This is a genomic window from Pseudarthrobacter sp. AG30 (genome assembly GCF_003116525.1).
Taxonomy (GTDB): domain Bacteria; phylum Actinomycetota; class Actinomycetes; order Actinomycetales; family Micrococcaceae; genus Arthrobacter.
In genome coordinates, this window is the sequence record NZ_QEHL01000017.1 from 1 (window position 1) to 26,758 (window position 26,758).

Here is a 26,758-nt window from a genome sequence, read left to right on the forward strand (position 1 = left end):
CTCCTACTACATATCGTCTAGAGCGGAAACTTTCCTGACAGTTCCAGCCCGGCCGCGCAGGTCCAGGCGTCCAGGCGTTCGTCGTCGGAGGGACCGCCGTCGAGCGGACTGGTCAACCGCGGCCGGCGCACCCAGCAGCCTGCTTCCTCTGCGATCAGGGCACCGGCCGAGAAATCATGCTCGTTCAGGCCGCGTTCGCCGTAGGCGTCGTGTGTCCCGTCCGCCACCATGCACAGGTCCAGGGCAGCGGAGCCGAGCCGCCGCACGTCGGCGAAGCCATCCATCAGCGTGGCGAACGCTGCCGCCTGCTCGGAGCGGACGGCCGGCTCGTAGCTGAACCCGGTGGCCAGGATCTGCCCGGTACGGCCCGAAACCGGCCCTTCCAGCCGGGTGAGCGTTCCCCGCTCCTCCAGCCACGCGCCCTGGCCGCGGGCGGCGTAGTACACCCGCCCCAAGGCTGGGGCATTGACGACGCCGGCCTGCCAGACGCCGTCGGCATCGGCCACTGCCACGGAGGTGGCGTAGTAGACGATGTTGCGGATGAAGTTGGTGGTTCCGTCCAGGGGATCGATGGACCAGCGGTACCCCGTGGATTCAGCGGGGCGAGTCGTTCCCTGTTCCTCCCCGGTGACAATATCGCCAGGGCGGGCGGCGGCGATCACGGCGCGCACGGCGTCCTCGGCGGCGATGTCGAAGGCAGTGACCCAGTCCCCGGCCGCACCCTTGTTGTTGGGGTCCAGGGCGTTGCCGTCACGGCCGGACAGCACCTGCGCACCGGCCGCGGCGGCCTGGCGGGCCACATCCAACAGTTCAGACGCGGATGTCATGCGCTTTCCTCCACAGTGGTGTCGTCGGGCGTGTTGTGGCGGGCGCTGCCTTGGTCCGGGCTGCCTTGGTCCGCGGCGTGGTGGTCCGCGGCGTCGGCGTCCGGTGTGGTGCCGTCGGGTGCGGCGTCGCCCAGGGCTGCCGGCCCGCCGTCGAGCAGCTGCCTGAAGCCGTCCTCATCCAGCACCCGGATCCCCAGCTGTTCGGCCTTGTCCAGCTTGCTCCCGGCGCTTTCCCCCGCCACCACGTAGCTGGTGTTCTTGGAAACGGAGCCCGCGGCCTTGCCGCCGCGCAGCAGGATGGCTTCCTTGGCTTCGTCGCGGCTGAAGTTGGGCAGCGAGCCCGTCACCACCACGGTGAGGCCCTCCAGGGTCCGCGGCATGGACTCGTCCCGTTCGTCCTCCATGCGGACGCCCGCAGCCGCCCACCGGTCCACGATCTCCACGTGCCAATCTTCGGCGAACCACTCTTTGAGGGCGGCGGCGATGGTAGGTCCTACGCCGTCAACGTGGGCGAGCTCCTCCTCGCTGGCTGCCCGGATACGGTCCATGGTGCCGAAGGCCTGCGCCAGGGCGCGTGACGCCCGCGGGCCCACGTGCCGGATGGACAGCGCCACCAAGACCCGCCACAAGGGCTGCGTCTTGGCCTTCTCCAGTTCCTTGAACAGTTTCTGGGTGTTGGCGGTTGGCTTGGATGGCGATTTGGCGGTGCCCTTGCTGTAGAAGTACGGCACCAGCTCGAACTCCCCGGTGGGGACGCCCTTGGACTTCTTCTCCCGGCGGATCCGTACCTCGGCCAGGTCCTCGGGGGTGAGGTCGAACAGCCGTGCTTCGGACGTCAGCGGAGGCACTTCAGGTTCGGCCGGCTGGGTCAGGGCGATGGCCGCTTCCCAGCCCAGGGCCTCAATGTCGAACGCGCCCCGGCCGGCCACGTGGAATACCCGCTCGCGGAGCTGGGACGGGCAGGACTTGGAGTTGGGGCAGCGGACGTCCACATCGCCTTCTTTGGCGGGGGCCAGCGGGGTTCCGCAGGAGGGGCATTCGGCGGGCATCACGAAGTCCCGGACCGGCGGATCCTGCTGGTCCCGGAGGGCCAGGACCGGGCCAACGATCTCGGGGATGACGTCCCCTGCCTTCCGCAGGATGACGATGTCGCCGATCTTCACGCCCTTGGCTTTCACCACGTCCTGGTTGTGCAGCGTGGCCATTTCCACGGTGGATCCGGCCACCTTGACCGGCTCCATGACGCCGAAGGGGGTTACGCGGCCGGTGCGGCCCACATTGACCTGGATGTCCAGCAGCTTGGTGTGGACTTCCTCGGGCGGGTATTTGTAGGCCACCGCCCAGCGGGGAACGCGGGTGGTGTTGCCCAAGGCGCGCTGGGTGGCGAAATCGTCCACCTTGATCACGATGCCGTCGATTTCGTGGAGCAGCTTGTGGCGCTGGTCCCCGTACCGCTGGATGAAACCCAGGACGTCGTCGCGGGCCGCCAGCACCTCGAAGTACGGGCTGACGGGCAGGCCCCATTCTTTGAGCTGATGGTAGGTTTCCGACTGGCTGCGGGCTTCAAGCCCCTCGCGGGCGCCGATGCCGTGCACGAACATTTTCAAGGGCCGCTTGGCGGTTTCGGCGGGGTCCTTCTGCCGCAATGAACCCGCCGCCGCGTTGCGGGGGTTCGCCAGCGGGGCTTTGCCGGCCTCGATCAGGGCGTCATTGAATTCGGCGAACGCCTTGGAGGGAATGAAGACCTCGCCGCGTATTTCCATCTCGGCGGGAAAGCCGCTGCCCTGCAGTTCCTGCGGGATTTCCTTGATGGTGAGCAGGTTGTGGGTGATGTCCTCGCCGGTGGTACCGTCGCCGCGGGTGGCCGCGCGCACCAGCTTTCCGTCACGGTACAGGAGGTTGACGGCGAGGCCGTCGATCTTGAGTTCAGTCAGCCATGCGGCTTTGGTGCCGCCGTCACCGATCTTCGCGATGCTTGCCTCGGCCCGGTTGAGCCAGGCTTCGAGTTCCTCAAGCGAGAAGACGTCCTCCAGGCTGTACATCCGCTGCAGATGCTCCACCGGGGCGAATGCGGCGGAAACCTCGCCGCCGACTTCCTGGGTTGGCGAGTCATTGGCCACCAGTTCCGGGTGCAGGGCCTCAATCTCTTCCAGGCGGCGGAAGAGGGTGTCGAACTCGGCGTCCGAGACCAGGGGCGCATCCTCCTGGTAGTAGGCGAACCGGTACTTCCGCACCAGGTCCGCGAGGTTTTCGTATTCCTCGCGGAGGGCTTCGGTGGGGATGGCCTCGGGCTCGTGCGGGGCCGCGGTCCGGGCGGCGGTCTGTTCTGCGGGTCCTGGTCCTGTACTCACAGACCTATCTTGCCCTACCCCTCCGACGATTTCCTTGGCAGGGCGGCGCGGCACGGGACAGGGCGGCGCGGAGCCGGCGTCAGTGCGACCGGAGCCGGTTGCGGTTCCACCAGGTGAACGCGCCGGCCGCTATGGCCAACAGCACCGTTCCCAGTGCGATGGGCAGGAGCGCCGGGCCGCCGGGGCCTTCGCCCCGGGCGGGAGAAACGGCAGCCAGCTGGGTTGGCGCCGCGGACCGGGTGACCGGGCTGTTCCAGTCCACCCCGCTGGAAGGACCGGTGGGCGGGCGGTACCCGGCGTCGGCCGATGGGACTGCGGTTGGCGCGCCGTCGGATGCTGCTTCCGCGTCTGCAGCCGGCACCGAAGCGTCGGCTGGTGGCGCGGTGGCGGCCGGAGGCCCGGCGGGCTGTGGCGGCTGGACCGGAGCTTCGGCGGCGGGAGGCGCGGGCTGGGCGGTCGGCGGTACGGGGTCCTTGGACTTGCGCGGCCGCCCGGTTTGGCCGGTGTCCGGACTGCTGGCAAGGACGGGCAGGCAGAGCAGCCCGCAGTCCGGCGCCGTTTGGGTTCCCGACACCTGGGTGGATGAAGGCTGGGCAGGTGCGGCCAGGGGGGCGGCGGCCGCCGCCCCGGCCGGGAAGATGCCGAGGGCCAATGCCATGACAGCTGCTGTTGCCGTCGTCGAAACAGTGCGGAGAACCGGTGCGGACGGGGCCATTGCTACCTTTCGCTGCGCGCAGTCCCCCCACCGCGGCTTTCTGGTGTCCCCGGTAGTCTTCTACAGCGCCGTGCGGGGCCGCAAATCCGCGGCTGCGGCGGCCCCGCACATCTCCGGGCTGCTCAGTCCCGGTTTTCGGGCGGCAACGCCACCTGGATCTTCCGTGCCTTGCCGCGTCCCACCACGTAGCCCCGGCCGGGAATGAAGTCCGGGCTGACCCGGCCCAGGGAGGTGTTGAGCAGGCCGTCCCCTTCGATATCCCCGGGGTTGAGCAGCAGTCCCCGCCGGCCGGATTTGAAGGGCTGGGCAAGCTGCCAGGCCGAGGACCAGGTGGAGGACTCGGACTCGCCGATCACCCACTGGTCTGCCTTGAGGGACGCCGTGACCAGCTGGGCAATGCCGGATTCGGCGATGGTGTCCGTGAACTCGGTGAGGCCCTCGATGAAGATGGCCACCGAACCGGGGTTTCCGGTTGAGTGCTCCACCAGGTCCTCCACCATCTCGGCGAGATCATCCGGGCCCACCACGGAACGGTTCCAGATGGGCAGGGACGCGACGGCGGAGCGGCGGGAGCCGAGGTAGATCAGCTCGGTGGCGGGGTTGGACCGGCGCAGCGCGTAGGCCAGGGTGACCAGTGCAACGGTACGCCCGGACCCTGGCGGGCCCGCCAGGAGCAGCGGGCCGCGGGCCATGACCTCGGCCGGCTGCAGCGATTCGTCGTCCACGCCGATGACGGGCAGGTCCGGGCTGCCGGCGGGCAGGACGTCCAGGTCCACTTGGTCGGGGAGCCGTTCGATTCCGGGGGCGGTGTCCAGGCCCTGGCGCTGCATGGCTTCGCTGAGTTTGTGGACTTCGCGGGCCTGCAGGGCCAGGTTCGAGTTACCGCCCAGGACTGCCAGCTGGACTTCGAGGCCGTCGAGGAGACCGCGCCCAGGGGGCGAGGTGGCGGTAAGGACGTCCCTGGGCACATCCAGGGAGATGTAGTCGTCCTCGGAGGACAGTCGCAGGACCAGCCTGCGCTGGATCGAGGCCAGCAGGGAGGCCGGCACGGCGTTTGGCCGGTCGCCCGTCACCACCAGGTGGATGCCCAGGGTGCGGCCGTCGGTGGCCAGCTGGAGGAAGATGTCCCACAGTCCGGAGAGCTTGCTGTGCTCGTATGCCTCACGGAACGCCGACATGCCGTCCACCAGCACGAAGATCCGCTTCTCGTCCGGCCGGTTCGCGAGCTTCCGGTATTCGACGATGGTGGACGCACGTACCTCGGCGAACTGCGCTGACCGCAGCTCGGCGATGTCGCGCAGGAGCCGCAGCAGGCGCCCCACGCGTTCGACGTCGTCGCCGTTGATGATTTCACCGACGTGCGGAAGCTCCTCGAGCATCCGCAATCCCGCGGAGCCGCAATCGATGCCGTAAACGTGGACCGGTCCGCCGCGCGGAGTCACCGCGGCGGCAATGGCGATGCCCCGCAGTGCGGCCGACTTGCCGGAGCCGCCCGTGCCGTAAATGGCCATGTTGCCGTCCCTGTCCGGTTCGTAGAACACGGTGGGCTGCTCCTGGTGCACGGGGTCGTCGGCAACGCCCAGCAGCAGCTGTTCGTCCGTGCGGGGATTGGGCAGCTTGGAGAAGTCGTAGGTCTTGGCCAGCTCATCCAGCCACGGCTTGCGGGGCGCCCTGATGTCCAGCGAGTCCGCCGCGTGCACGATCGTGGACGTCATCCGTGCAATGTCATTGGGGCCGGCAGGCTCCTGCGCCAGGGGCTTGTCGGGCGCGGGCGCCTCCCAGCTGGGACCGGAACCGAAGGCCATCTCCACGATGTCAATCTGCGGCCGCTGCGGCTTGTCCGTGGTCCAGCCGCCCGCGTAACCGGTTTGGAACCCTTGGATCCTTCCCGGGCCGGTCTTGGCTGCGCCACGGCCCGGGATGGCGGGATCGAAATAGGCAGCGTCCGGGACGCCCAGGATGTCCGTGGCGTCCTCCTCGTCGGCCATGCGGAGGGCCACGCGAAGGTTGGTGTTGGCGCGGAGGTTGTCCTTGATGACACCGGCCGGCCGCTGGGTGGCCAGGATGAGGTGCAGGCCCAGGGACCGTCCACGGGCCGCCACGTCCACCACGCCGTCAACGAACTCGGGAACCTCGTTGGCCAGGGCGGCGAACTCGTCCACGATGATGATCAGGTAGGGCGGTGCGTCCGGGTCGGCTTCCCGCTGCAGTGCCAGCAGGTCCTTGGCCTTCTTCCGGTTCAGCAGCTGTTCGCGGTAGTGCAACTCGGCGCGCAGGGACGTTAGGGCCCGGCGCACCAGGTGCGGGGAAAGGTCGGTGACCAGTCCCACGGTGTGCGGCAGGTTGATGCAGTCCGCGAACGCGGCGCCGCCCTTGTAGTCGACGAACAGGAAGCTCACCCGGTCCGGGCTGTAGGCGGCGGCCATGCCCATGACCCAGGACTGCAGGAACTCGGACTTTCCTGCACCGGTGGTACCGCCCACCAGGGCGTGCGGGCCTTCATTCTTCAGGTCGAGGTAGAGCGGTTCGATGCCTTTGGAACCCACGAGTGCGCGGAGGGTGCCGTTGTCCTTGCGGTTCGCCACGGCGGTGGCGTGTACGGAGTTGTTTTCGGTCCAGCGCTCGGCCACCGCCTGCGGGTTGTCCAGGAAGTCCTTGCCGATCAGGGTGGCGTAGGAAACGGCCCGCGGCAGGTCGGAGTCGTCGTTGACCGGCTTGCCCACATCCACCACGGGAGCCAGCATCCGCGCGAGCTGGGCCGCCAGCTCCGCGTCCACGCTCTCACAGCTGACCGGGTAGGTGTGCCGGCCCAGGCGCACCTGTCCGGTGGTGGTGCCGTGCTCGCCGTCCACCACCATGAAGTCGCGGCAGGCGGCCGGCAGCGCCTGGATGTCCGTGGCCACCCACAGGACGTGGACGCCGGCGTCGGGTCCCCGCTCGGCCAGCCGGGTCAGCCGGCCGCGGTCGACGGGCGCGTCATCCTCCACGACCACCAGCACGGCGGGCAGGACAGGCTCTTCGAGGTCGTGCTTGTCGGGGTCGATGCCCGGGCGCAGCTCCGGGCCCGACCGCTTGGCCGCGGCTTCGCGGGCGTCCACCAGGTCCTCAAGCCGGGCCAGCAGGGAGGATCCGCCGGCCGAGCCCGCCGCAAGGTGGTCCCCGCCCAGCGGGCTGTGGCCGGAGCCGACGTGCGGCAGCCACTGCAGCCAATCCCAGCGCCCGCGAGACTGGGCGGATGTGATGGCGGTGAGGACAACCTCGGCCGGGGAATGCAGGCCTACCAGTTGCAGCACCATTCCCCGGGCCACATCGTCCACCAGGCCGCGGGCACCGGCGATGCCCAAGGCACCGGAGGTCCGCAGCTGGGAGACAACCGGAACGCCTTCGATCTCGCTGAACTGCTTGATGCAGTCTTGGATTTCGCGGCTGTACTGTACTTCGGTGTCATTGCTGGAGGGTTCCTCCAGCGGGACCCGGGACGGCGCCGTGCCCAGCCCAAACCGGAGGCCCAGGAACGAGGAATGCTCCGGGCGGTGGGTCCACAGCAGCGGGCCCAGCTTATAGATGGCATCCACCGTGTCACTGACCGACGGTGCTTCCTGCAGCCGGACAGCCCGCTCCACCTGCTGCAGTTCCGTCAGGTCCTGCCGGAACGCCGCCATGGACGCCCGGAACTGCTTGAGCTGCTCCTTCTGCTGCTTCCTGGTCCGCATCTTCTGGTCCACGTAATGGCCCACGATGAACAACGGCATCATCAGCATGAACACCATGGACAGCACGTTTTGCGTGACCGCGAAGATCACGGCGCCCATCATCAGCGGCGCCACCAGCATGATGTACGGGAAGGGGTGGTCTTCGGGGCGTTTGGGGCCGGAGGGCAGGACCCGTTTGGGCACCTCGAAGCGGGGCACCACCCGCGGGGAACGGTTGAAGTCCACCAGGGGCGACGTCGGCGCTGCCGCATGGTTGTGGCCCAACGGAACCACGGTGACCGTGGTGTCCCCCAGCGTCACCGTGTCGGAGGAGTTCAGGGTTGCGCGCGTGACGGGAAGTCCGTCCATCAACAGGCCGTTGGCGGAGTTCGTGTCCACGATCTCGATGCCCTCCGCCACGGTGATCCGGGCATGCCGCTTGGAGGTGAGGGGGTCCGTGAGGCGGATATCGACGTCCCGGTCCCGGCCGATGTAGCTGGTGCCGGTGGGCAGCGAAAATTCGCGGCCGACGTCGGGCCCTGACAGGACACGCAAGGTGGCCGCAGCCGGTCCGCGGCCGGCGCCGGGCTCATGGAATTGCTCGCTGACCTGGGCCAGCGATACCACCGAGCCGGGGCGCAGGCCTGATTCGAGCAGGTTGTCCTGGCGGGCCAGGACATTTCCGCTGATGCCGGCACCGACGAACGCTTCATCGATGCGCAGCGAGAGGTTCTCCGGAGGGGGCGTTCCTTTCCGGTCCGGATCAGCAGCCCACAACACGGTGGCAATGTCGGCCACAGTGGCCAGGCCGTCCACCGTGACGGCCAGATCCTTGGCGTCGGCGGGCTCGCGGCGGAGTGTCAGGCGGATCCTCATCCTTCGTCCACGCCCCTCATCTTCTCCAGCAGGTACAGGTCATCGGGTGTTACCAGGTGCGTGGTGACGGCGTGCTCCACCAGCCGGGCACGGCGGTTGGTGGCCAGTTTGCCGCCGCCTCCGCGCAGCCCGACGACGCCCACCCTGTCCAGCTTGTCGCAGACGTTGTCCAACTTGCGGTTGAAGCGGGTCAGCGCCCAGCCCAGCGTCTTCGCGGCCGCGGCCGAGGACGGAATGGTGCTGAAGCCGGTGCCTTCGCGCCGGAGGACCGGCTCGGCGAGCGCCACGATCAGGGCCTTCTGGGCATCCGTGAAGACCACCGGTCCAATCGTCGTGTCGCCGCCGCTGCTGTCCTCACGGGCTTCCTGCCGGAAGGACGGCGTCTTCAAGTGCACGGCGAACTCATAGGTGGTCGGGCCGGCCGTAAAAATAATGTTCGTGTGGCTGAACACCAGCGGGATCCGGGCGCCGGGGGAAAGCCACGCCTGCATGCCACCGGAAGCGTCGGCCACCGTGGCGGAGAGCATGCTGCCGACGTTGCTGAGCCACCAGATGCCGTCGTAGCGGGCAACCTGCAGGAACTGCCGGTGCAGGTACGGGTTGTCGTCCACTTCAAGGTCGCCTTCGCGGCCGATGTTGAAGATGTCCTCGTCGGATGGCTCGTACCATTCGCCACAGAAATCTATTGCTAGATCCCCCATGATCTGTGCCTCCTCAAGGCAGAAGTGTTGCGGTAACCGTCAGTGCTGGTGGTGCGGAGCGGCCGCCCCGCCGGTGCGTGCAGGCCGCTCATTGGCCGGCGCAGGCGATGGAGCCCTCCTCCATGGGTGAGAATGCGCCGTCGGTGCGCACGATCATCACCTGGATGCAGGTCTGTCCGCCGGGATTGGGCCGGATCTTTACGGGCGGGTTCGCGACGGACGTGAATTCCGCGCTGTTGCCGCCAATGGTGTACACCTTCCACTTGTAGGTGTCCCCGTCCTTGGGCTGCGGGTTGGTCCAGGTGAAGGTGGCTTCCCCGTCGGCCCCGATTGAGCCCTTGAGACCTTCGACGTCGGGGACGGTGCCGTTGTCCAGGGCGTCCGCGGGAGGTTTGCTGATCTGTTGGGTTTCCACGGCCTTGGGGGTTCCGGTGGCCGAGTTCGCCACCACGATGCCCACCACCGCCGCAAGTGCCAGCAGGGTTCCCCCGGCGAGGGCGAGCCAGAGGTTGCGTTTGCCGTGGTCGGCCTCGGGCGCCTGCTGTGGCTCCGCGGTTTTTACCGCCCGCTGGACCGTAGCGTCCGCGGCGTACGCCGGATCTTCGCTGCTCCCCGCCGGACCGGTGACGGGCGCACCATAGTGTGGTGCCGCGGCGCTGCCCCGCAGCACGGTGGACTGTGCCCACTCCCCCGCCCGAACGCCGTCGGCTGCCTCCTGTGCGGCCGGCCCGGCCGGAAGGTGGGGTACGGATGGGGCGGGCTGCCATTGGCCAGGCGCGGCGGGAGTGAAGTGCGACGGCGGGGCGGCACCTCCCCTGGGACCGGTTGCGTCCGTGCCGCCGGGCTGGCTGGGGCGCGTGCGCGCGGGAAACGTCGGTGCGCTGCCGGTCCGTTCGGGATCAATGGCGGCGATGCTGCGGACCCGGGTTTCCTCGGTTCCGTCGTCCGGGTGGCTTTCCTCCTGCTGCGGTTCCTCCAGCACTTCGAAGGGCGTGACGGAGAGGTTCAGTTCGGCCTGGATGCGCTGCAGTGCCAGGGCGAATGCGTGCGCGGAACTGTAGCGGGACTGTGCGGACTTGGCCATGGCGGTGGACAGGGCCAGTTCCAGTGACTCCGGCACGTCTGCCCGGCCCAGCCGCGGCAGGGCCATGTTGCTGATCCTGTTGATCAGTTCGCGTTGGGAGTTGTCCGCCCCGGGCATGACGAAGGGCGAGCGGCCGGCCAGCAGGGTATAGAGGGTGGCGCCGAGGGCCCATACGTCCACCATGACGCCGTCAACGCTTCCATCCCGGAACTGCTCGGGCGGGGACCACGGGATGGACATCCCCGAGTCGTCGTCCGTGTCGCCTGCCAGGGTTCCGGAGATTCCGAAGTCGGTCAGGGCCGGGCGGTTGTAGTCCGTCACCAGGATGTTGGCCGGCTTGATGTCGCGGTGGGCGATGCCGGCACGGTGCGCGGTTTCGACGGCGGACGCCACCTGGATGCCGACGGCCAGGACCTCGTCCACGCTGAAGCGCTGCCGCCGGTAGCGCACGTCCAGGCTGGGCCGGGAGCAGTACTCCATGGCCAGGTAGGAATGTCCGTCGTCGGTCACTTCCGCTTCGAAAATGGTGACGATGTAAGGGTGCGAGGACAGCTGGGCCATCAGGTTGGCTTCGGACTCGAAGCGCCGGCGGGCGCCCTCGGTCTTCAAATCGGAGAGCAGCACCTTCACGGCGACTTTCCGGCGCGGCCTGTCCTGTTCGTACAGGTAGACGTCAGAGAACCCGCCCGAGCCGAGCAGGCTGATGTACGTGAACCCCTGGATCCGGGGCGGCGGCGCTACGGGCCGTTTGGAACTCAAGGAATCTCCTCAAAACGCAGTGAGATGTTGTCGCCCAGTTCCGCGATGTCGCCATCGAGCAGGATGGCCATCTCGTTCTGGGCCAGGCGGCGCGGCGGCTGGCCCTCACGCACCAACACGGTGCCGTTGGTGGCCTTCAGGTCGCAGAGCATGACGTGCCAGCCTTCGAGCCGGACTTCGACGTGGGACCTGGAAATGTCACCGCCCGGGCTCGCAACCTGCACCAGGCGCGGCATCACACCGCCCTGGACGCGGGATACCGACGGTTGCCGCCCGATGACCATCGACTGGTCGAGGTCCAGCACGTCGCCGGTGGACAGGCGCACCCGCCCCAGCCTGGGGCGCGCCACCTGGACGGCGTCCGGCAGCAGGCTGCCCCCGCAGGCGCTGCAGAGGGCACGTGTGGGTGGGTTGGCGTGGCCCTGGGCGCAGACGCGGGCCAGCACCATTGGTCCATTGGCGGGGTCCTGGACGGCGGCCGGAGCCGCTGGATGCGGAGCCATTCCGGGGAGGCTGCTCTTCATGACAGTCTCGCCGTCATGGTCGGGATCGAAGCCGGCGGCAGGGGCCTGGTCGGGAGTTCCTGCCGCAGGGGCCTGGCTTGCGGGGAAGGCCGGCGCGGGAGCACGGTTCGCAGATGCTTCAGGGCCTGCCGGTGGGGTGACGGCAGGAGGTGTCCCCAAGGATGGGCCGGACGGGGCCGACGACGGAGCGGCCGCGCTTCCGCCGGTGCGCCACGGTACGGAATCGATGAGGCCGCCGGCGGGAGGCGGGGCGGGAGCCTGCGCTTCCGGCCCGGGATCCGGGGTGGGGTTGGGGCTCCGCCTGGCGCCCCAGGCTGGGTCGCTGCCCGCGGAACCGTCTGCCCCGGCGCCCGGCCCGGCGTCGGAACCGGACTGCTGTCCGGCCGTGGACGCGTCGTCAGCCGGGCCCAGGGCGGCGGGCTGTTCGGCCGCAGGCAGGGCGGGCTGCGGGCTGACAGCGATGAGGCCGGAGTCGGCGTCTGGGTCCTCACGGACTGCCGCGTCCTCGATGTTCCGCATCACGGTGCGGTCCCACAGGTGGTCGTAGGACGTGGTCATTTCCACCGCGGGACCCGCTTCAGCCGATGCGGTGTCACCGGCCGGCGGCGCATCTTCCTCCGGCCCCTCGTCTTCCCCCGCGCCGGACGCGTCCGCCGGGTCAGGGGGGATGATGGTGCCGGGGGCAATCGTGGCATCAGGGTCGGCGGCTTCCCCCACGGCCTCCGCGGCGTCTGCGGTATCCGCGGGGAGCCCCTCCTGGTCTTCATCGATCACTGCCAGAACCGTCTCGGCGGATGCCCCGTGCTCAGAAGTGGGGGTGCCGGGGAGCTCGTCCTCCCCGGCAGAGTCGGTCAGGGTGGAGCGGGCTTCTGCGCCCGGGTCCCCGGCCGTGCCCGGGGAATCCAGCGGAACCACGCTTTCGACGACCACGGGGTTTGCGACCGCAACCACGCTTTCGACGACAACCGGGTTTTCGGCTTGGTCCGGGCCCTGTGCCTCGACAGGACTTTCCGCTGCAGCCGGGTGTTCCGTTGTTGCGGCCCGTTCCTTGGCAGCGGGGGCTGCAACGGCGGCTGGCCCGGACGGGACGCCGAGCGTCAGCGCCTGCAGCAAAACCACCCCCTCGCCGAGCGGCAGCTCGGGCTGGTCTCCGCCGGCGTCAGCGATGTCCAGCCGGCACACCCCGGGGACGACAAACCGGCGTTCGTTCCAGGTGGTGACGTCACGGCCGTCCAGGTCCACGGCTCCGCCGGGCTGCTCCACGCGAAGGTCGAGGTTGCCGCGCAGGAAGACCCTCAGCGAACCGTTGAAGTCCAGGATGCCGAAGGAGGGTATGCGGGCCAGCGACCCGCCCGAGCTGCTGGTCACGGCAGCAAGGACCTCATGCGGTTCCGGCCGGGCTGCCAGGAGTTCCCAGAGGGCACCGGCAAGTTCGGCCGGTGATTCGGGGCCCAGGAGGACGGCCGTGCCGGACCGGACGACACCAAGCCAGCTACCCGGAATGTAGCTAGCGGCGGTCATTGTCGCCCTCCCCCTCGGCGTCCGTGCCGGCCTCCGGCTGCTCAGGCAAGGGCTGCGTCACCGCGCCGTTGGCCAGCGGACGCGGCAGCGTCTCCTCGTCCCGGTCCGCCGGGCTGTAGCGTGGCGCGGTGGTGCCGGCGCCGTCGTCGTTCGCCACGTTCCTGGCGTCCACCACGATGGCCGTGACGTTGTCCCTGCCGCCGCTGCGCAGGGCAGCCTGGATCAGGGCGTCCACGGCGTCCTGCGGTTGGGCCACGGTGCTGATGATGCGGAGGATGTCCTCGTCCGCCAGTTCACCGGTCAGCCCGTCCGAGCAGACCAGGACCCGGTCTCCTTCCTCGACTGGGAGGAGCCAGTAGTCAGCCTCCGTCTCATCCCCCGTGCCCAGGGCCCGGGTGACCACGTGCCGGCGGGGATGCACGGTGGCTTCCTGGGCGGTGATCTCGCCCGCATCAACGAGTTCCTGGACCTCTGAGTGGTCCACGCTGATCTGCTCGAACCGGCCCTGGCTGAGCCGGTAGGTGCGGGAGTCGCCGATGTTCAGCACCAGCCAGTACGGCATGCCCATCTGTTCCACCACCACCGCGCCCGTGAGGGTGGTGCCGGCGCGGGCTCCGGCGGCCTCACGGATCGAGTTGTCCGCCCGCACCAGGTACTGCTGCAGGACCGCGGCCGTAATGCTCCGCTCACCGGTGGCGAGCTGCGGAATCCCGGCCAAGGCCCTTACGCACAGGCCGCTGGCGATCTCGCCGGCCTCGTGGCCGCCCATGCCGTCGGCCACGGCGAAGACGGGATCCGCCGCAATGTAGGAATCCTCGTTCAGCTCCCTGCGAAGTCCCCTGTCCGTCCCGTAGCCGTACGTGAGGCTAAGGCCCGGCCCCGGCTGGATGGTGGAGGAAACACTGGCGGGGTGCTGGTTCATGCCTGTCCTAGGTAAAAGGTGCGGTCTCCAAAATGCACACTGGAGCCGGGGGTAACAAACGTTGGGACGCCCGGCGCCAAGGGGGTGCGCAGGCCGTCAGGGGTGGTCACGGCGCTGCCGTTGGTGGACTGCCGGTCCGTAACCCATATCCCCGCACCATCGGTGAGCAGATGCAGGTGGGTTTTTGAGATGGAGCGTCCGGGATCATCCACGGCCAGCAGTTGGGCATGCTGTTCCCCGGGCTGGCCCACCGGGTTGCGGCCCACCAGGACGCTGCGGTCCAGCTGGAAGTCGCGGCCGTCGTCCAGGCGGATCCGCAGGACCGCCACGGGGGCGGGCCCGCCGGTATCCGAACGCACCTGGGTACGTTCGACGTCGTCGTCAAGGTGCGGCCCGGGCACCCGGTGGCCTGCCGTGGACGCCTGGGCGCCCGGGGCGAACCCGTGGCTGCCGGCCGCCGGCTGGGCGGCGTGCGGCGTGACGGGCTGCGGGTTCTGGGTCGCCGCGGGATAGGCGGTGGCGGGATACGGGGCGTCCTGCACGGATGGCGGCGCGAAGGAGGCAGGGCTGGTGTAGGGCATGGTCTGCGATGGAGCCGCAGCGGCCGGTGCAGGAGCCTGGGGTGCAGGAGGCTGGGGTGCCGCCGCCTGGGGTGGAGCGAATTGGGATGCCGGGGCCTGGGCGGCTGGCGGCAGCGGGACTGCCTGGGGAAGGGCTGTCTGCGGCTGGGCGGATTGCGGCAGCGGCGCCTGGGCGGCCGGCGGCTGCGGGGCCTGGGCGGCCAGCCCCGGGGCAGGCTGTGGCGTGGGCTGCCGGGCGGCCGCGGTGGTGGCCGTCCTGGCCCCGGCCACCGGAGACAGGACCTGCTGAACGGGCGGAAGGTCCAGTGGCGCGAAGCTGTACGGGCCCTGGATGCCCCCCGTGGTGATGGGGTCGCGCCCCGCCTTGACGTCGAACACGAGGGTCTTGGCGGCGGTGTCGTTCCAGGCCCGCAGCCCGCCGTTTTTGTCCCACTGGCTCGAAACCACTACCAGCACCGCCCACACAGCACCCAGCAGGAGCAGCGGGCCGAGGATGAACATGGCGGCATCAAACCACTTGAACACCACCACCAGGACCGCAGCCACCAGGGACAGCAGGATGCCCGCGCCGGTGATCACGCCCCGAAGGAAGACACCTCCGGCCCCGGGTGCGTAGCCGTCCTGGTCCGCGCTGCGGATGCCCATGAGCAGGTTGCCGGGGGTCTTGCCGGTACGGGCTTCCAGGCCCAGCACCACAAAAAGGTAGGCAAGGGTCAGCCCGAGGCCGATGCCGCCGAACAGCACCAGGGACGAGGTGTCATAGACAATGAAGCCGCCGCTTCGGGAACGGGTGATTCCGGCGAAGCCGATGGCGAACGTCACCACCAGCACTGCCACGCCGGGCAGCCAGTCGATGACGGCAGCGCCCAACCGCTTGCCCGCCGCAGCCGGAACAAGCTCGAGGTTTACTGCCATTCCCGTTCCTCCCCCTGGAGCGGCCCCCACCCTGGTGGAACCGCCGGCACTGCCCGGATCGGTGCCCGCAGGAGCGGTACCCGGATATGCGATGCCCGCCGGCTGTGCTGCCGGAGGCCTTTCTACTACCGGGATAGTACCGGGAATCCCCGGCGCATGCGCGGCATGCCCGTCCCGGGCGCCGGCCTGGTCATCGTGCGGGCCAGGGCCCTGGCCGCGGTTGCGGCGCGCCGCCCGGTTGGGCAGCGGCGCACCGCATGCCGCGCAAAAGGTGGCTCCCGCGCGGACGGTTTGTTGGCAGCGCGGGCAACGGTCGACGTCGGAGGTCACTGCTGGCTTGGTCCTTGCTGGTTCGTTCCTTGCTGGCTGGTTCCCTGCTGGTTGGCCTCCGGCGCGCCGGGGCCCTGCGGTTCGCTTGCGGGCGCCCCGGGGCCCTGCGGTTCGCTTGCGGGCGCCCCGGGTCCTTGTTGGTCACCTGCCGGCGTGCCGGGCGTGTCAGTACCTCCGCTGCCGGGGCGGCGACGGCCGGCGGCGGACAGGGCTGCCAGCGCAGGCAGTCCCGCCCGGAGGCGGCGAAGGGAAAGCCCGCCGCCGGAGTTCATCGCGGTCCGGGCGTCGCTGAGCAGGGAACGGGGCGAGAAACGTGCCTGTTGCCGGCGCCAGAACCCCACGGTGGCGGTCATCTCCTTGAGCGAGCCGTCCACGATGGTCCAGTACTCTTTGACCTCCTCTTCCGTGGGCTGGCCGGCGCCGAAGATGGAGGCATCGGCCCGGCGGGCCAGGAGCGTTGTGGTTCCCTGGCTGGCAGGGAACGCCTCGGCCAGCACGGCGGCGCTTTCCCGGCGTGTCGACCGGGTGTCGACGGCGGCGCCCATGTCCGTTGCCAGGCTCACCACTTCGCTCCAGCCTCCGCCGACGCGCTGGGCCGGATGGCCGTCCCGGAAACGCTGTTTCCGGCGTCGTGTCTTCAGCAAGGCGATCAGCAGCAACGGGAGCGCAAGGATCACCACGGGGATGGCGACGACGCCCAGGGCACCCAGCAGTGCGCCCCAGAACAACCACGGATTGTTCTTCTTCTGGTCAGCGTCCAGCGCGTCCGGCGACGAGTCCGGCGGCAGGTCCGCGGGCTCCTGTGGCGGGGGCGGCGGCTGCAGCACCTGCGGTTTGGGCTTTGACTTGCTTTCCGGGTCCGGCGGAATGGGGATGTTGTCCTTGGGCGGGGTGGGATCGAAGCTGACCCAGCCGACGCGCTCGAACGCAACCTCCACCCAGGCGTGGACGTCCTTTCCGGTGATCTTCACGTCGCCGGCACCGTTTTCCGGGCTGGTGGGCTCAGGATAGAAGCCCATCACCACCCGGGACGGGATGCCCAGGTGCCGGAGCATCAGGGACATCGCCACGGCGTACTGCTCGTCGTCGCCGAGCATCTGCTTGGCGGTGAGCAGGTTCCGGATCCGGGCCGAGCCGTGGCCGGAAACGCTGGGCAGCTGTCCTTCGCTGACCAGGCCGTTGCTGAAGGCACCTGTCTTCTGGAAATGGGCCTCGATCTGGCGGACCCGGTCGATCGCCGTGGGGGCGTCCGCGGAAAGGTCGTTGGCCTGGGAGCCTACAACCGGCGGCACTTCCAGCGGATCCGGGAGGGAAACTCTCGCGAAGTCGTACTGGGTCAGCTGGCCGTGCTCAAGCTTGACGGGATCCGAAACCTGCACGCTGTACGAATCGCCGCGGGTGAGGCCGTTGGTGGTGACGGCGGTGTCCGTCCCGGGGTTGAAGTAGAGGCCTGCAGCCGCGGCGGAACCGGACTGGTCAAAGCTGATGCCGGTGGTCTTCCGCCCGCCGGGGACGAAGAAGCCCTGGTAGTCCTCGATGTTGATGCTGATCGAGTAGTCGTTGGAGGGCACCACCCCGGCCGAATCGGCAAGGGTGTTGATGGACTTGGCGTCGCCCACCTTGCTGAAGTTGCCGGAGCCGTTAGGATCCATGCTGTAGTTGGTCCCGTTGAAGGCGTCCAAGGCACCCAGCCGTACCCGGCCGTCCCGCGGCAGCCCCTTGACCACGAACAGGGTGTCGTCCTTCTTGTCTTTGACGTAGGTCCGGAAACTCGCCAGCGGCGTGACATAGTCCTTGGGGTCGAACGGCGGGACCACCACGTTGCGGAGGACTTTGCGGTCCTCGCCGGCGTTGACCAGGGGCGCAGCCACGGCGGTGACGCCCACGCTGAGGGCAATCACGCCCGCTGCCATTCCCAGCCGCCGGATTTGGGCACGCCGAGCCGTGCCGCTGTCGGCCTGCGGGGTGTTAACGGCAACCCTTCGGGTGCTGTCCCGCCTCAGGATGTCCCTGCGGAACGTGGCCCAGGCTATGCCGAGGACTGTCAGGCCGATGCCGCGTTCCAGGGTCAGGAACGCCGCGTTGGTGCTGAAGGCAATGCCGGCGACGAACAGGACCAGGACCGGCAGCAGGGGCAGGTAGGGGCTCCGCGCGCGCCACGTCAGGAGCGCGGCCACGAGTGCCGTGATAAGCGAGCTGAGGAAGGGGACGATGAGCACGCCGCCGGCAGTTCCCACCGGCACCCCGACGGTGAGCATGTCCTTCCAGGCGAACACGACGCCCAGGAGCAGGGTCCGCAGGGAATCCAGGGAGGGGACGAAACCGGCGATGGCCGAGTCCGGCACCGCGAGCCAAGTCCCGAAGACCAGGTAAGCTGCCAGCGCCAGGGCCGTGGTGATCAGCAGGCCCAGGCGCAGGTGCGCGTTGGCGGCGCCAATGCCCAGGCCAAGGATGATGCCGCCGAATCCGGACAGCAGGTAGTAGGGATCGCCGCCGAAGCTCAAACCGAAGCCGAGCAGGCCCAGCCCCAGGAGGACAACCAGGGCGCCGGCGTCGAGCAGGAAGTGCCACGGCCGGCCGTGGGCGAAGGCGGACTCCGGGCTGGGGGCGTTGCGGCGTGTACGGGTTTGCGGGATCTGGCCCGGTGCGGTGCTCATGCGGCGGCCTTTCTCAGCACGATGGCAAGGTCGGCCAGGTCGCCGAGGGTCAGGACGGTCAGGTCTGCGATGTTGGCCCGGGTGGGCGCTGCGCCGGCTTCCACCCGGACGGCCAGGCTGCGGACTCCGGGCGGGACGGAAGCGGCTGCGGAGCGGAGTTGGGTGGCGGTCACGTTGCTTCCCACCACGAAGAACACCACGGACGCGTTGGGGACGGTGTCCGCCAGGGCCCGGGCAAGGTCGACGGCGGTGCGGCGCATCGGGGCGCCGACGATCCGGGTCATGTCATCGAGCAGGTTGCGGCCGGTTTCGCAGCGCAGCGGGCCTTTCTGGGTGAGGACGTCCAGTTCCCGCTGTTCGCGGATGGCCTGCCGGCCGATGGACCCTGCCACCGAGATGGCCAGCTCGAATTCGTTCTCGGAGGCGTATTCCTCCGTGTTGATGGACAGCGAGATGGCCAGGTGGGCGCGGCGGGTTTCCTCGAACTGGCGCACCATCAGCTTGTTGGTCCGGGCGGTGGTCTTCCAGTGGATGTGCCTGCGGTCGTCCCCGGGCACGTAGTCGCGCAGGGCGTGGAAGGAGACGTCGGCGCTGGACAGGTCCGTGGTTGGCATGCCCTCCAGGTCGCGGATGAAGCCCGCCGCCGAACCGGCCAGGGCTACGGTCCGGGGATGCACGAACAGGTCTTCCGGCTCGGTCCAGAGGACCTGCCGGCGCAGGAGGTGCAGCGGGTCGGCCCGGACGGAGCGGACCGGTCCCACCACGATGACGGCGCGCCGGGCGGTGGGGATGGTGAAGAGGTCCTCGTGGACCTGGCCTGGCTTCATCCTGGGCAGGTGGAACACGGCGGTGGTGCTGCCCACCGGAAGTTCCAGCGCAGCAGGCAGCAGCGGCCGGGCGGAAGTATTGGAGACGGCGATGCTTCCGACGGCGCTGTCCCCCACCGCCACGCGGGTCCGGGCAAGGTCCAGGACCACGCCATAGGAGGACCGGCCCAGGATGAAGGCGACCGCGATCACGAACATGGCGAAGGCGGCGACGGCGGCTGCCGTGGCTTCCTGCCAGCCGAACGCCTGGCCGGTAATCCACAGCAGGACCGAGGCGGCGAGGACGGACCAGCCCAGGATGCTGACCACGGACAGCACCGGCCAAACGTACGTCAGCCAGGTGGTCCGGATGGTCCGCCAGGCCGGGGTAAGGGCAAGGAGGGCCGTGTTGCTGGCTTCAGACCACACCGCTGCAGGGTGCAGGCGGGTGGGGCGGCCGTTCCGGTGGAAAAGGAGCCGGAACCGCTCCGCGAACCGGGTCAACGGGGTGCCGCTGGACGTGCCGTCGGACATGTGGGTGTGCCTTCGTTGTTGCGGTGGAAAGGAAAAGGGACCGGCGTGCAGCCATTGGTTGCGCGCCGGACCGGTCAGGCGTTGGTGCGCTGCTGCGGGGCGGCGACGTCGGCCAGGATCCTGGCCAGGACGGCCTCGGCGGTGGCGCCGGAGAATTCCGCCTCAGGGTCCATCACGAAGCGGTGCGTCCACACCACGGGTGCCAGTTCCTTGATGTCATCCGGCAGGACGAAGTTCCGTCCCTGCGAGGCAGCCCAGACCTTGGCGGCCCGGACCATGGCCAGCGCGCCGCGCACGGACACGCCCAGCCGGGTCTCGGGGGCGCTGCGGGTTTCCTCGCACAGCCGCGAAATGTACTCCAGCACCGCGGTGTCCACGTGCGCGGTGGCGGCGAGGTCTGCCATGTCCGCCACGGCCTGGGTGGTGATGACGGCGGAGAGTTCCTTGGAGCGGTCCTTCAGGTTGTTGCCGCCGAGCAGACGGACCGTGGAGGCGTGGTCCGGATACCCGATGGAGGTCTTGATCAGGAACCGGTCCAACTGGGCTTCGGGGAGGCGGTAGGTACCCGCCTGCTCGATCGGGTTCTGGGTTGCCATGACCATGAACGGCCGGCCCGCGGAATAGGTGACGCCGTCCACTGTCACCCTGGACTCTTCCATGACCTCAAGCAGCGCGGACTGGGTCTTGGGCGAGGCGCGGTTGATTTCGTCAGCCAGGACGATGTTGTTGAAGATCGGGCCCTTGTGGAACTCGAACTTCTGCGTCTTCTGGTCGTAGATGGTCACGCCGGTGACGTCGGAAGGAAGCAAGTCAGGGGTGAACTGGATGCGGTTGTTGGACCCCTGCACGGTGGCCGCGAGGGCCCGTGCCAAGGAGGTCTTGCCGGTTCCGGGCGCGTCCTCGAACAAGACGTGGCCCTCGGCCAGCATGGCCGTGAAGGTCAGCCTGATGACGTGTTCCTTGCCCAGCACCGCCTGCCCCACGTTGGCAACCAGCTTTTCGAACGTACCGGCAAACCATTCGGCCTGCTCCATGGTCATGGTCATGAAATGTGCTTCCTATAGATGGATCGAAAGTTGCCTTGTGGGCCCGGGAAACCCGGGCCCACAAGATGGATGCGGTTGCTAGCGGTTCGGCATGCCGTTCGGCGGGTTGCAGCCCACGTTGGACGTGTCACAGCGGAGCCAGTTGCCCGAGGCCATACCGGAGTTCAGGTGGTACCAGATACCGCTGGGGTTGTTCGAGGTCTTGTACCAGACCTGGTAGCGGTCGGCCGTGGACGGGGCACCGGCGTCGAGCCATTTGCCCGCGCCCGTGCATTGGGACGGGTTGCCGTCAACGAAGCTGTCCGTCCCCTTGCGAGGCTCCGTGCAGCTGCGTGTGGGGCTGGCCGTGACGTTCCACTCCGTGGGCGGCGGCGGGGTTGGGTCTGCACCGGACTTGGAGGTGGCCGACCCGATCGCGCCGTCGGTCACCGTGACCGCCCGAACCCGCAACTGACGGCTTTGGTTCCAGCCACCAGCGTCGCGGTCATAGCGGTTGGCCTTTCCAACGTTGACCCAGCCACCGCCTTCGTAACTGACCTCGTAGTAGCTCAGGGGCCGGCCGTTCGTGCTCGGATCGTTCCAGGTCCAGTGCACCTGGCCGTCGCCCTTCGTTGACGTGGTGCCGTTGACGTTGGGGGCGCTTGCCGGCCCATACGGGTTGGCTGTCCCGATCGCCTTGGCATCGCCGGACATGGTGTTTTTCGTGGACGTCGCGATGATGGTCACCGTGATGTCCCTGCCGTTGGTCATGCCGCCGATGGTTCCACCGCCGGCTGGGATCGGGCCGCTCTTGCCGTCAGCGTTGTACGAATAGGTCATTTCACTCGCGGTGGACCCGTTCCGCTGCGCCTCGCTCAGCGGCGTGAACGTCACTTTCAGCTGTCCGCTGGTTCCCGTTTCCGCGACCGTCCCGCTGCTCACCTGGCCCGGTTTGCCTGCTGCCCGGATGGGGGCGGACTGGGCACTCGTGCCGCCTGTTCCGGCCTTGTTGGTGGCCGAGACCGTGAAGGTGTAGTTCGTTTCCGAATTATCCACGGTGACGTTCTGCGACGTTCCGGATACCTGCTGGCTGGCCACCGCCGCACCGCCGCGGAGGGTGGTCAAGGTGTAGGACGAGACAGGGTCACCATTGTTGTTCGGCGCGGACCAGACAACCCGCAGCTGGCTCTGCGAGCCCACCGGAGTTGCCTGCGACACGCTCGGCGCGGTGGGCGTCGCGGGAACACCCGCGGGCACCTCGGCGGCCGAGTACGGGCTCCATTCGGAGGGTTCCTTGGCATCGTTGCGTGCCAGGACCCGGACCTTGTAGGAAACGCCGTTCTGCAGCCCCTTCCAGACATAGCTGACCGACGTCAGGTTCTGGATCTGTGCGTTCTGGCCTGCCGGTGCCGGCGAGATTTCCAGGTCGTAGGACTTCACCGGCGATCCCTTGCTGGCGGGCTGGGTCCAGTTGACGGTCAGCTGCTTGTCGCCAAATTTCAGCGAGGGCGCCAAAGGGGTATCCGGCTTCACGTCCGGCCGGACGTCGGCCGAGGCCGGCGAGCGGTCGGACTCACCGAACTCATTCGTGGCCGTCACCTGGAAGTGGTAGGTGGTGTTGTTGGTCAGGCCATTAAGGGTGCAGGTGTTGGCCGGGCAATCCTGGCGGAACCCGCCCTCGCCATACACCGTGTACTTGGTGATGGGCGAGCCCCTGTCGGCCGGGGCGGTCCAGTTCAGCAGCGCCGTGCGGTCACCCACGCTCTGTGCCTGCGCCGTGGTGGGGGCCGCGGGCTTGTCCTTGACGGTCAAGCGGATGCGCGCCGTGGCATGCCGGGACGCGTCACCGGTCTTGTCCTCCACGGTGTAGGCCACCACCATGGTCCCGGTAAAACCGGGCGCCGGAGTGACGGTCACCGAGTCGCCATTGACGCCTACGTTGCCGCTGCCCGTTTCGGTGTTTGCGGCAATGATCTTCAGCGGGGTCTCCGGGAACGGGTTGGCGTCGTTGGCGAGCACGTTGATGGTGACGGGCTTGCCCGCGGCGGCGTTCGCTTCGACGTCGTCGTTGGCCACCGGCTTGGGCCGGTTCGAGGCGGTCACCGAAAGCTGGTACGTGGCCGTTGCCTCGAGCCCGCGCGGATCCCTTGCCTTGACCTGGACGGCGGCCCTGGTCCCGGTGGCGGTGGAGTCCGCCGCCGAGGCCTTGAGGGTCTTGCCGTCGATGCTGACGTTGAAGCCGCCGGGCGCTCCGCCCACCAGTTCATACTTCATCTTCTCGACGTCATCCTGGTCCGGATCGGAGGTCAGCTTGCCCAGGTCGGTGCTGGCCGTGTCGCCCTTGGGAACGTCCACGTCCGAGCCAAGCAGCTCGGGCGGGTTGTTCTTGTTGGGGTCCGGGAGCACCTTGGTGCGGATGCTGAGGGTGGACTTCAGGCCGGCGGGATCGTCCGGTCCGGTTCCGTCCGTCACCTCGAACGTCAGGGACCCGGGGCCCACGTAGTCTGTCCCCGCGGTGTATTTCAGGCCGGTGCCGTCGCCAATGACGGGGTTGCCGCCGTCGGCTCCGATGAGCTTGATCCGGTCCGCCTGGGTCAGCCGGGGCGACCTGCCCTCGCGGACCTTCACCCATTCGTTGAGGTTTACGTCGACGGACTGGCCCGCTACCACCTCGATGACCTCGTCCTTGGCCAGGGTGGGAACCTGCTGGCCGAGGCCCGGGACCCAGATAACCGCGGTGGACTGCAGTCCGTCCACGTCTTCCACGGTGTACGGGATGAGCTGGGGATCCTTGGTCAGGTCTACCAGGACGTTGCCGTTGCCGCCAGGCCTGGCGGTGGTGGCCTCCGTGCTGATCTTGAGGTTCTCGCCCACGCCGTCCGGGTCCTCATCGTTCTTCAGGACGGGGACATCAACGGCGGTCTTGCCCATTGCCTGGGCTGAGGTCACCCTGTCGTCACGGGCGATCGGCGCCTTCAGGGGCACGTTGTTATCGACGACCAGGCGGATGGTGGCCTGGGCGGTGGCGTCCCGGTCATCGGCGATGGTGTAGCGCACGTTGACGGTTCCTGCCTCGTTCGGGGCCAGGAGGATGATGCGGCCGCTGTTCCTGCTGACTGTCGCCTGGAGTGCGGGATCGGCTTCGATGCCGTCGGTGAGGATGCGGATGCGGTCGCCGTCGGGGTCGGTGTCGTTCGCGGTGGCGTCGACGGCGATCTGGCGGCCGGGACGGACCCGGACTTCGTCGTCCACGGGCGTGGGCTTCTGGTTCACCTCTCCGCGCGGGGCGATGCCAACTGTTACGGTGCCTGTGTTCACGGCACCCTGGCGGTCAACCACCTTGTAGCGGAACGTGTCCGTACCCGCGCCGTCGCCGGCCGCGGTGAAGTCGATGAAGTTGCTGCCCACCGTAGCGGTGCCCATGGCGGGGGTGCTGTCGATGCCCGTGAGCTGGACGGAGTCGCCGTCGGGGTCGATGCCGTCCAGGGGAACCGGGATCCGGACCGTCCCGGCAGCCACCACCCGGGCGGTGAGGTTCCGCGGCTGGGGCCGGGAGTTCTCCGCACCTTCCAGCGGAAGGATGTGGATGGTCACCGCGGCGGCACTCTTCTGGCCCTGCGGATCGACGGCGTTGTAGATGGCGCGCACCGTCTTGGGCTGGCTGCCGGCGATAAAGCGAACGGTGTTCTCGGAAACAAAGCTCTTGCCGTCAGCCGGGTCCACGGCCTGCGGCAGGACGGGGTCCACGGTCAGTTCCTGCCCCTGCGGGTGGGTGTCGTTGTCAAGGACGGGGATGGTGACGACGTCGTTGACCCGGACGTTCACCTCGTCCGGTTTGGGCTGGGGTGCTTCGAGCACGGCGGGCGCCGGGACGGGCACGACCGAGACACTGCCCGTGGCGGATTTCTTGCCGTTGGACATGGTGTATTCGAACAGCAGGGGGTCCTTGGTGCCAAGGATGTCGGTGATCCGCAGGACGCTGTGGTTGATCACGCTGACCGATACCGGGGCGTTGTCCGGGATTTTGACGGACTGCAGCACCAGGACGCCGCCGGAGGGGTCGGAGTCGTTGGCCAGGGGGTCCAGCAGGACACTGCCGCCGGTAGGCATCAGTGCCACGTCGTGGACCGCCACGGGATCGCCGCCGTCGTTGCCGGATTCGACGTCCACGCGGATCAGCCCCTGGCTGCTCTGCGGCCCGTTGCTGGCGATGTACGTCAGGTACACCGGCCCGGGGGTGCTGCTGCGGAACGTGAAGGTGCCGCCGTCCGTGACGGGGCCGAGTTCGGCCGGTCCGTTGGCTTCCACCTGGGCCAGCCGCAGGGCCCCGCCGTTCGGGTCGACGTCGTTCTTCAACGGCGAGATGACCAAGTCCTGGCCCACGACGGCGGTGACATGGTCCGCGTTGACCACCGGTGCCAAGGCGCCGGGTGGCTGGACGTTGACCACCACCTTGCCGGTGACCGTGGCGCGGCCGTCCCAGATGGTGACCTGGACGTTCTTCTTGCCGGCGGTCGCACCGGAATCCTGGAAGGTGAGGAGGCCGTCGCGCCGGACCTTGACCTGGTCCTGGTCGTTGTCGGCCTTCGCGTCGAGCAGGACCAGATCATCGCCGTCGGGGTCGATCCAGTCCGTCAGGATGTTCTGGCTGACCGTCTTGCCCTGTTCCACGAGCATGGTGGTGTCCTCGCCGCGCTTGAACTTGGGCGGCTTGTTTTCGTCGGGCCCCACGACGCTGAGCGTGACCTGCCCGGTGGCGGAGAGCCCGCGGCCGTCGGAAGCGCTGTAGTTAAAGGTCTCCGTGCCTGGTTTGGCATCCGCCGGAACGGTGATCTGGAAGGCAGTGCCGCCGTAGATGCTTTCGAGGGTGCCCGATTTGGGTGCGGCTTCCGGCGCCACGGCAGCGGTCAGGACGTCGCCGTCGGGGTCCGAGTCGTTGTCCAGGACGCTGAGGATCGTGGTGCGGCCAGGCCGGACGCCGATGGCGTCGGGCTTGGTTTCTGGTGGCCGGTTGGGTTTAGTGCGGTCCGGCAGGACGTTGATGGTGTTGTTGTCTGCCGATTCCTGGTCCTGGTCATCGGACTGGTTCTTGGGCGGGACGACGTCGTCCCAGTTGTTGACCAACTGCATGTTCTGGTTCACCAGCCACACATTGCCCGAATTCACATCATTCAGGACCACCAGGTCCCGGTTCACCCGGAACACATACGACGGCGACGCACTCGCCTTCGGCACCGCAACATTCTTATCATCCGCATCATTGGTGCAATCCCGGACGTACTTGTTCGCACCCGACCACGCCGCATGCACACACCCGCCCAACTGCACCGGAGCCGCCGGCACGCCCTCACCATCAAACGAGACCGTCTTCGCCGCCGCCCCGTCCAAAGGCTGCTTCAACAACGCCTTCCGCGTCGCAACGGCAACAAAATCACTGCCCGGCCCTGACTGCTGCAACTTCGCATCCCGCGCATTCTCCAGCATCAGCCGCTTACCGCCGGGCAAAAACAGGTTCCCCGCCGCGGCATCCAACACCACCGGCTTGTCCCCCACCACCGTCATCTGCAGATCCCCGGAACCCTTCAACCCCTCCCAGGTACTGGACTCCGAGGACGTCACCGCACCATTGGCATCCACCCCCGTCACGGACACCACGCCGGACTTCGGGTCCGCCGAATAAATCCGGTCATCAGACCCCACCGCGGAAACAATCCCCTCAGAACCCACCATGACGGGCTCCGATGCTTCCTCATCAAAACCATTCACCGTCGACGGCGACACGGCCCAGACCTTGCCCGACGCCGGATCCGTCACCGAAATTGTCTGCGCCCCAAAGCTCACTGCCGCGGAACCCGGCAGCTGCTTGTCTCCACCCAGGCGCATATTCGCCGGGGACACCTGGTTCAGCGTCGAACCGGTCGCATCGTCAACAAACACC

Annotated in this window: 13 protein-coding genes; all 13 read right to left on the reverse strand. The window is 68.4% G+C overall.

Annotated features, from left to right (window positions below; genetic code table 11):
* Positions 1-17: 17 nt before the first annotated feature.
* A complete protein-coding gene (locus DC347_RS14250; protein ID WP_018763012.1) occupies positions 18-827 on the reverse strand; it encodes an inositol monophosphatase family protein in 810 nt (269 codons plus the stop codon).
* The gene (gene ligA, locus DC347_RS14255) at positions 824-3,109 is read right to left on the reverse strand and encodes an NAD-dependent DNA ligase LigA (protein WP_240617820.1); all 2,286 of its coding nucleotides are present in this window, start codon (positions 3,107-3,109) and stop codon (positions 824-826) included. The genes DC347_RS14250 and ligA overlap by 4 nt, the downstream gene beginning before the upstream one ends.
* Positions 3,110-3,257: 148 nt before the next feature.
* Positions 3,258-3,893, reverse strand: a complete 636-nt coding sequence (locus tag DC347_RS14260) for a hypothetical protein (protein WP_133247093.1) — start codon at positions 3,891-3,893, stop codon at positions 3,258-3,260.
* Positions 3,894-4,015: 122 nt separating this feature from the next.
* Entirely contained in the window at positions 4,016-8,461 is a 4,446-nt protein-coding gene (locus DC347_RS14265; RefSeq protein ID WP_109045931.1) for an FtsK/SpoIIIE domain-containing protein, read from the reverse strand.
* A complete protein-coding gene (locus tag DC347_RS14270) occupies positions 8,458-9,162 on the reverse strand; it encodes a hypothetical protein (protein ID WP_018763009.1) in 705 nt (234 codons plus the stop codon). Before DC347_RS14270 ends, DC347_RS14265 begins: the two co-directional genes overlap by 4 nt.
* Before the next feature lie 88 nt (positions 9,163-9,250).
* Positions 9,251-11,005 (reverse strand): serine/threonine-protein kinase, encoded by a 1,755-nt coding sequence (locus DC347_RS14275; RefSeq protein WP_109045932.1) that lies wholly within the window; start codon positions 11,003-11,005, stop codon positions 9,251-9,253.
* Complete coding sequence (locus DC347_RS14280) at positions 11,002-13,050, reverse strand: FHA domain-containing protein (protein WP_109045933.1); 2,049 nt, start codon at positions 13,048-13,050, stop codon at positions 11,002-11,004. The genes DC347_RS14275 and DC347_RS14280 overlap by 4 nt, the downstream gene beginning before the upstream one ends.
* Positions 13,037-13,972, reverse strand: a complete 936-nt coding sequence (locus DC347_RS14285; RefSeq protein WP_109045934.1) for a PP2C family serine/threonine-protein phosphatase — start codon at positions 13,970-13,972, stop codon at positions 13,037-13,039. The genes DC347_RS14280 and DC347_RS14285 overlap by 14 nt, the downstream gene beginning before the upstream one ends.
* Complete coding sequence (locus DC347_RS14290; RefSeq protein WP_368665756.1) at positions 13,969-15,798, reverse strand: RDD family protein; 1,830 nt, start codon at positions 15,796-15,798, stop codon at positions 13,969-13,971. The genes DC347_RS14285 and DC347_RS14290 overlap by 4 nt, the downstream gene beginning before the upstream one ends.
* A complete protein-coding gene (locus tag DC347_RS14295) occupies positions 15,795-18,455 on the reverse strand; it encodes a transglutaminaseTgpA domain-containing protein (protein WP_109863408.1) in 2,661 nt (886 codons plus the stop codon). Before DC347_RS14295 ends, DC347_RS14290 begins: the two co-directional genes overlap by 4 nt.
* Positions 18,452-19,795 (reverse strand): DUF58 domain-containing protein, encoded by a 1,344-nt coding sequence (locus DC347_RS14300; protein WP_109863409.1) that lies wholly within the window; start codon positions 19,793-19,795, stop codon positions 18,452-18,454. The genes DC347_RS14295 and DC347_RS14300 overlap by 4 nt, the downstream gene beginning before the upstream one ends.
* 74 nt (positions 19,796-19,869) lie before the next feature.
* A complete protein-coding gene (locus DC347_RS14305; RefSeq protein WP_018763002.1) occupies positions 19,870-20,841 on the reverse strand; it encodes a MoxR family ATPase in 972 nt (323 codons plus the stop codon).
* Between the two features lie 78 nt (positions 20,842-20,919).
* Positions 20,920-26,757 carry an Ig-like domain-containing protein gene (locus DC347_RS14310; RefSeq protein ID WP_240617801.1) on the reverse strand — a complete coding sequence of 1,946 codons (5,838 nt, stop codon included), beginning with the start codon at positions 26,755-26,757 and terminating at the stop codon, positions 20,920-20,922.
* Position 26,758 lies beyond the last annotated feature (1 nt).

Bases quoted from the DNA above. Each gene is read 5' to 3' on its own strand.
- DC347_RS14250 (WP_018763012.1), bottom strand. From the start codon at position 827: ATGACATCCGCGTCTGAACTGTTGGATGTGGCCCGCCAGGCCGCCGCG.
- DC347_RS14260 (WP_133247093.1), bottom strand. From the start codon at position 3,893: ATGGCCCCGTCCGCACCGGTTCTCCGCACTGTTTCGACGACGGCAACA.
- DC347_RS14265 (WP_109045931.1), bottom strand. From the start codon at position 8,461: ATGAGGATCCGCCTGACACTCCGCCGCGAGCCCGCCGACGCCAAGGAT.
- DC347_RS14270 (WP_018763009.1), bottom strand. From the start codon at position 9,162: ATGGGGGATCTAGCAATAGATTTCTGTGGCGAATGGTACGAGCCATCC.
- DC347_RS14280 (WP_109045933.1), bottom strand. From the start codon at position 13,050: ATGACCGCCGCTAGCTACATTCCGGGTAGCTGGCTTGGTGTCGTCCGG.
- DC347_RS14285 (WP_109045934.1), bottom strand. From the start codon at position 13,972: ATGAACCAGCACCCCGCCAGTGTTTCCTCCACCATCCAGCCGGGGCCG.
- DC347_RS14295 (WP_109863408.1), bottom strand. From the start codon at position 18,455: ATGAGCACCGCACCGGGCCAGATCCCGCAAACCCGTACACGCCGCAAC.
- DC347_RS14300 (WP_109863409.1), bottom strand. From the start codon at position 19,795: ATGTCCGACGGCACGTCCAGCGGCACCCCGTTGACCCGGTTCGCGGAG.
- DC347_RS14305 (WP_018763002.1), bottom strand. From the start codon at position 20,841: ATGACCATGACCATGGAGCAGGCCGAATGGTTTGCCGGTACGTTCGAA.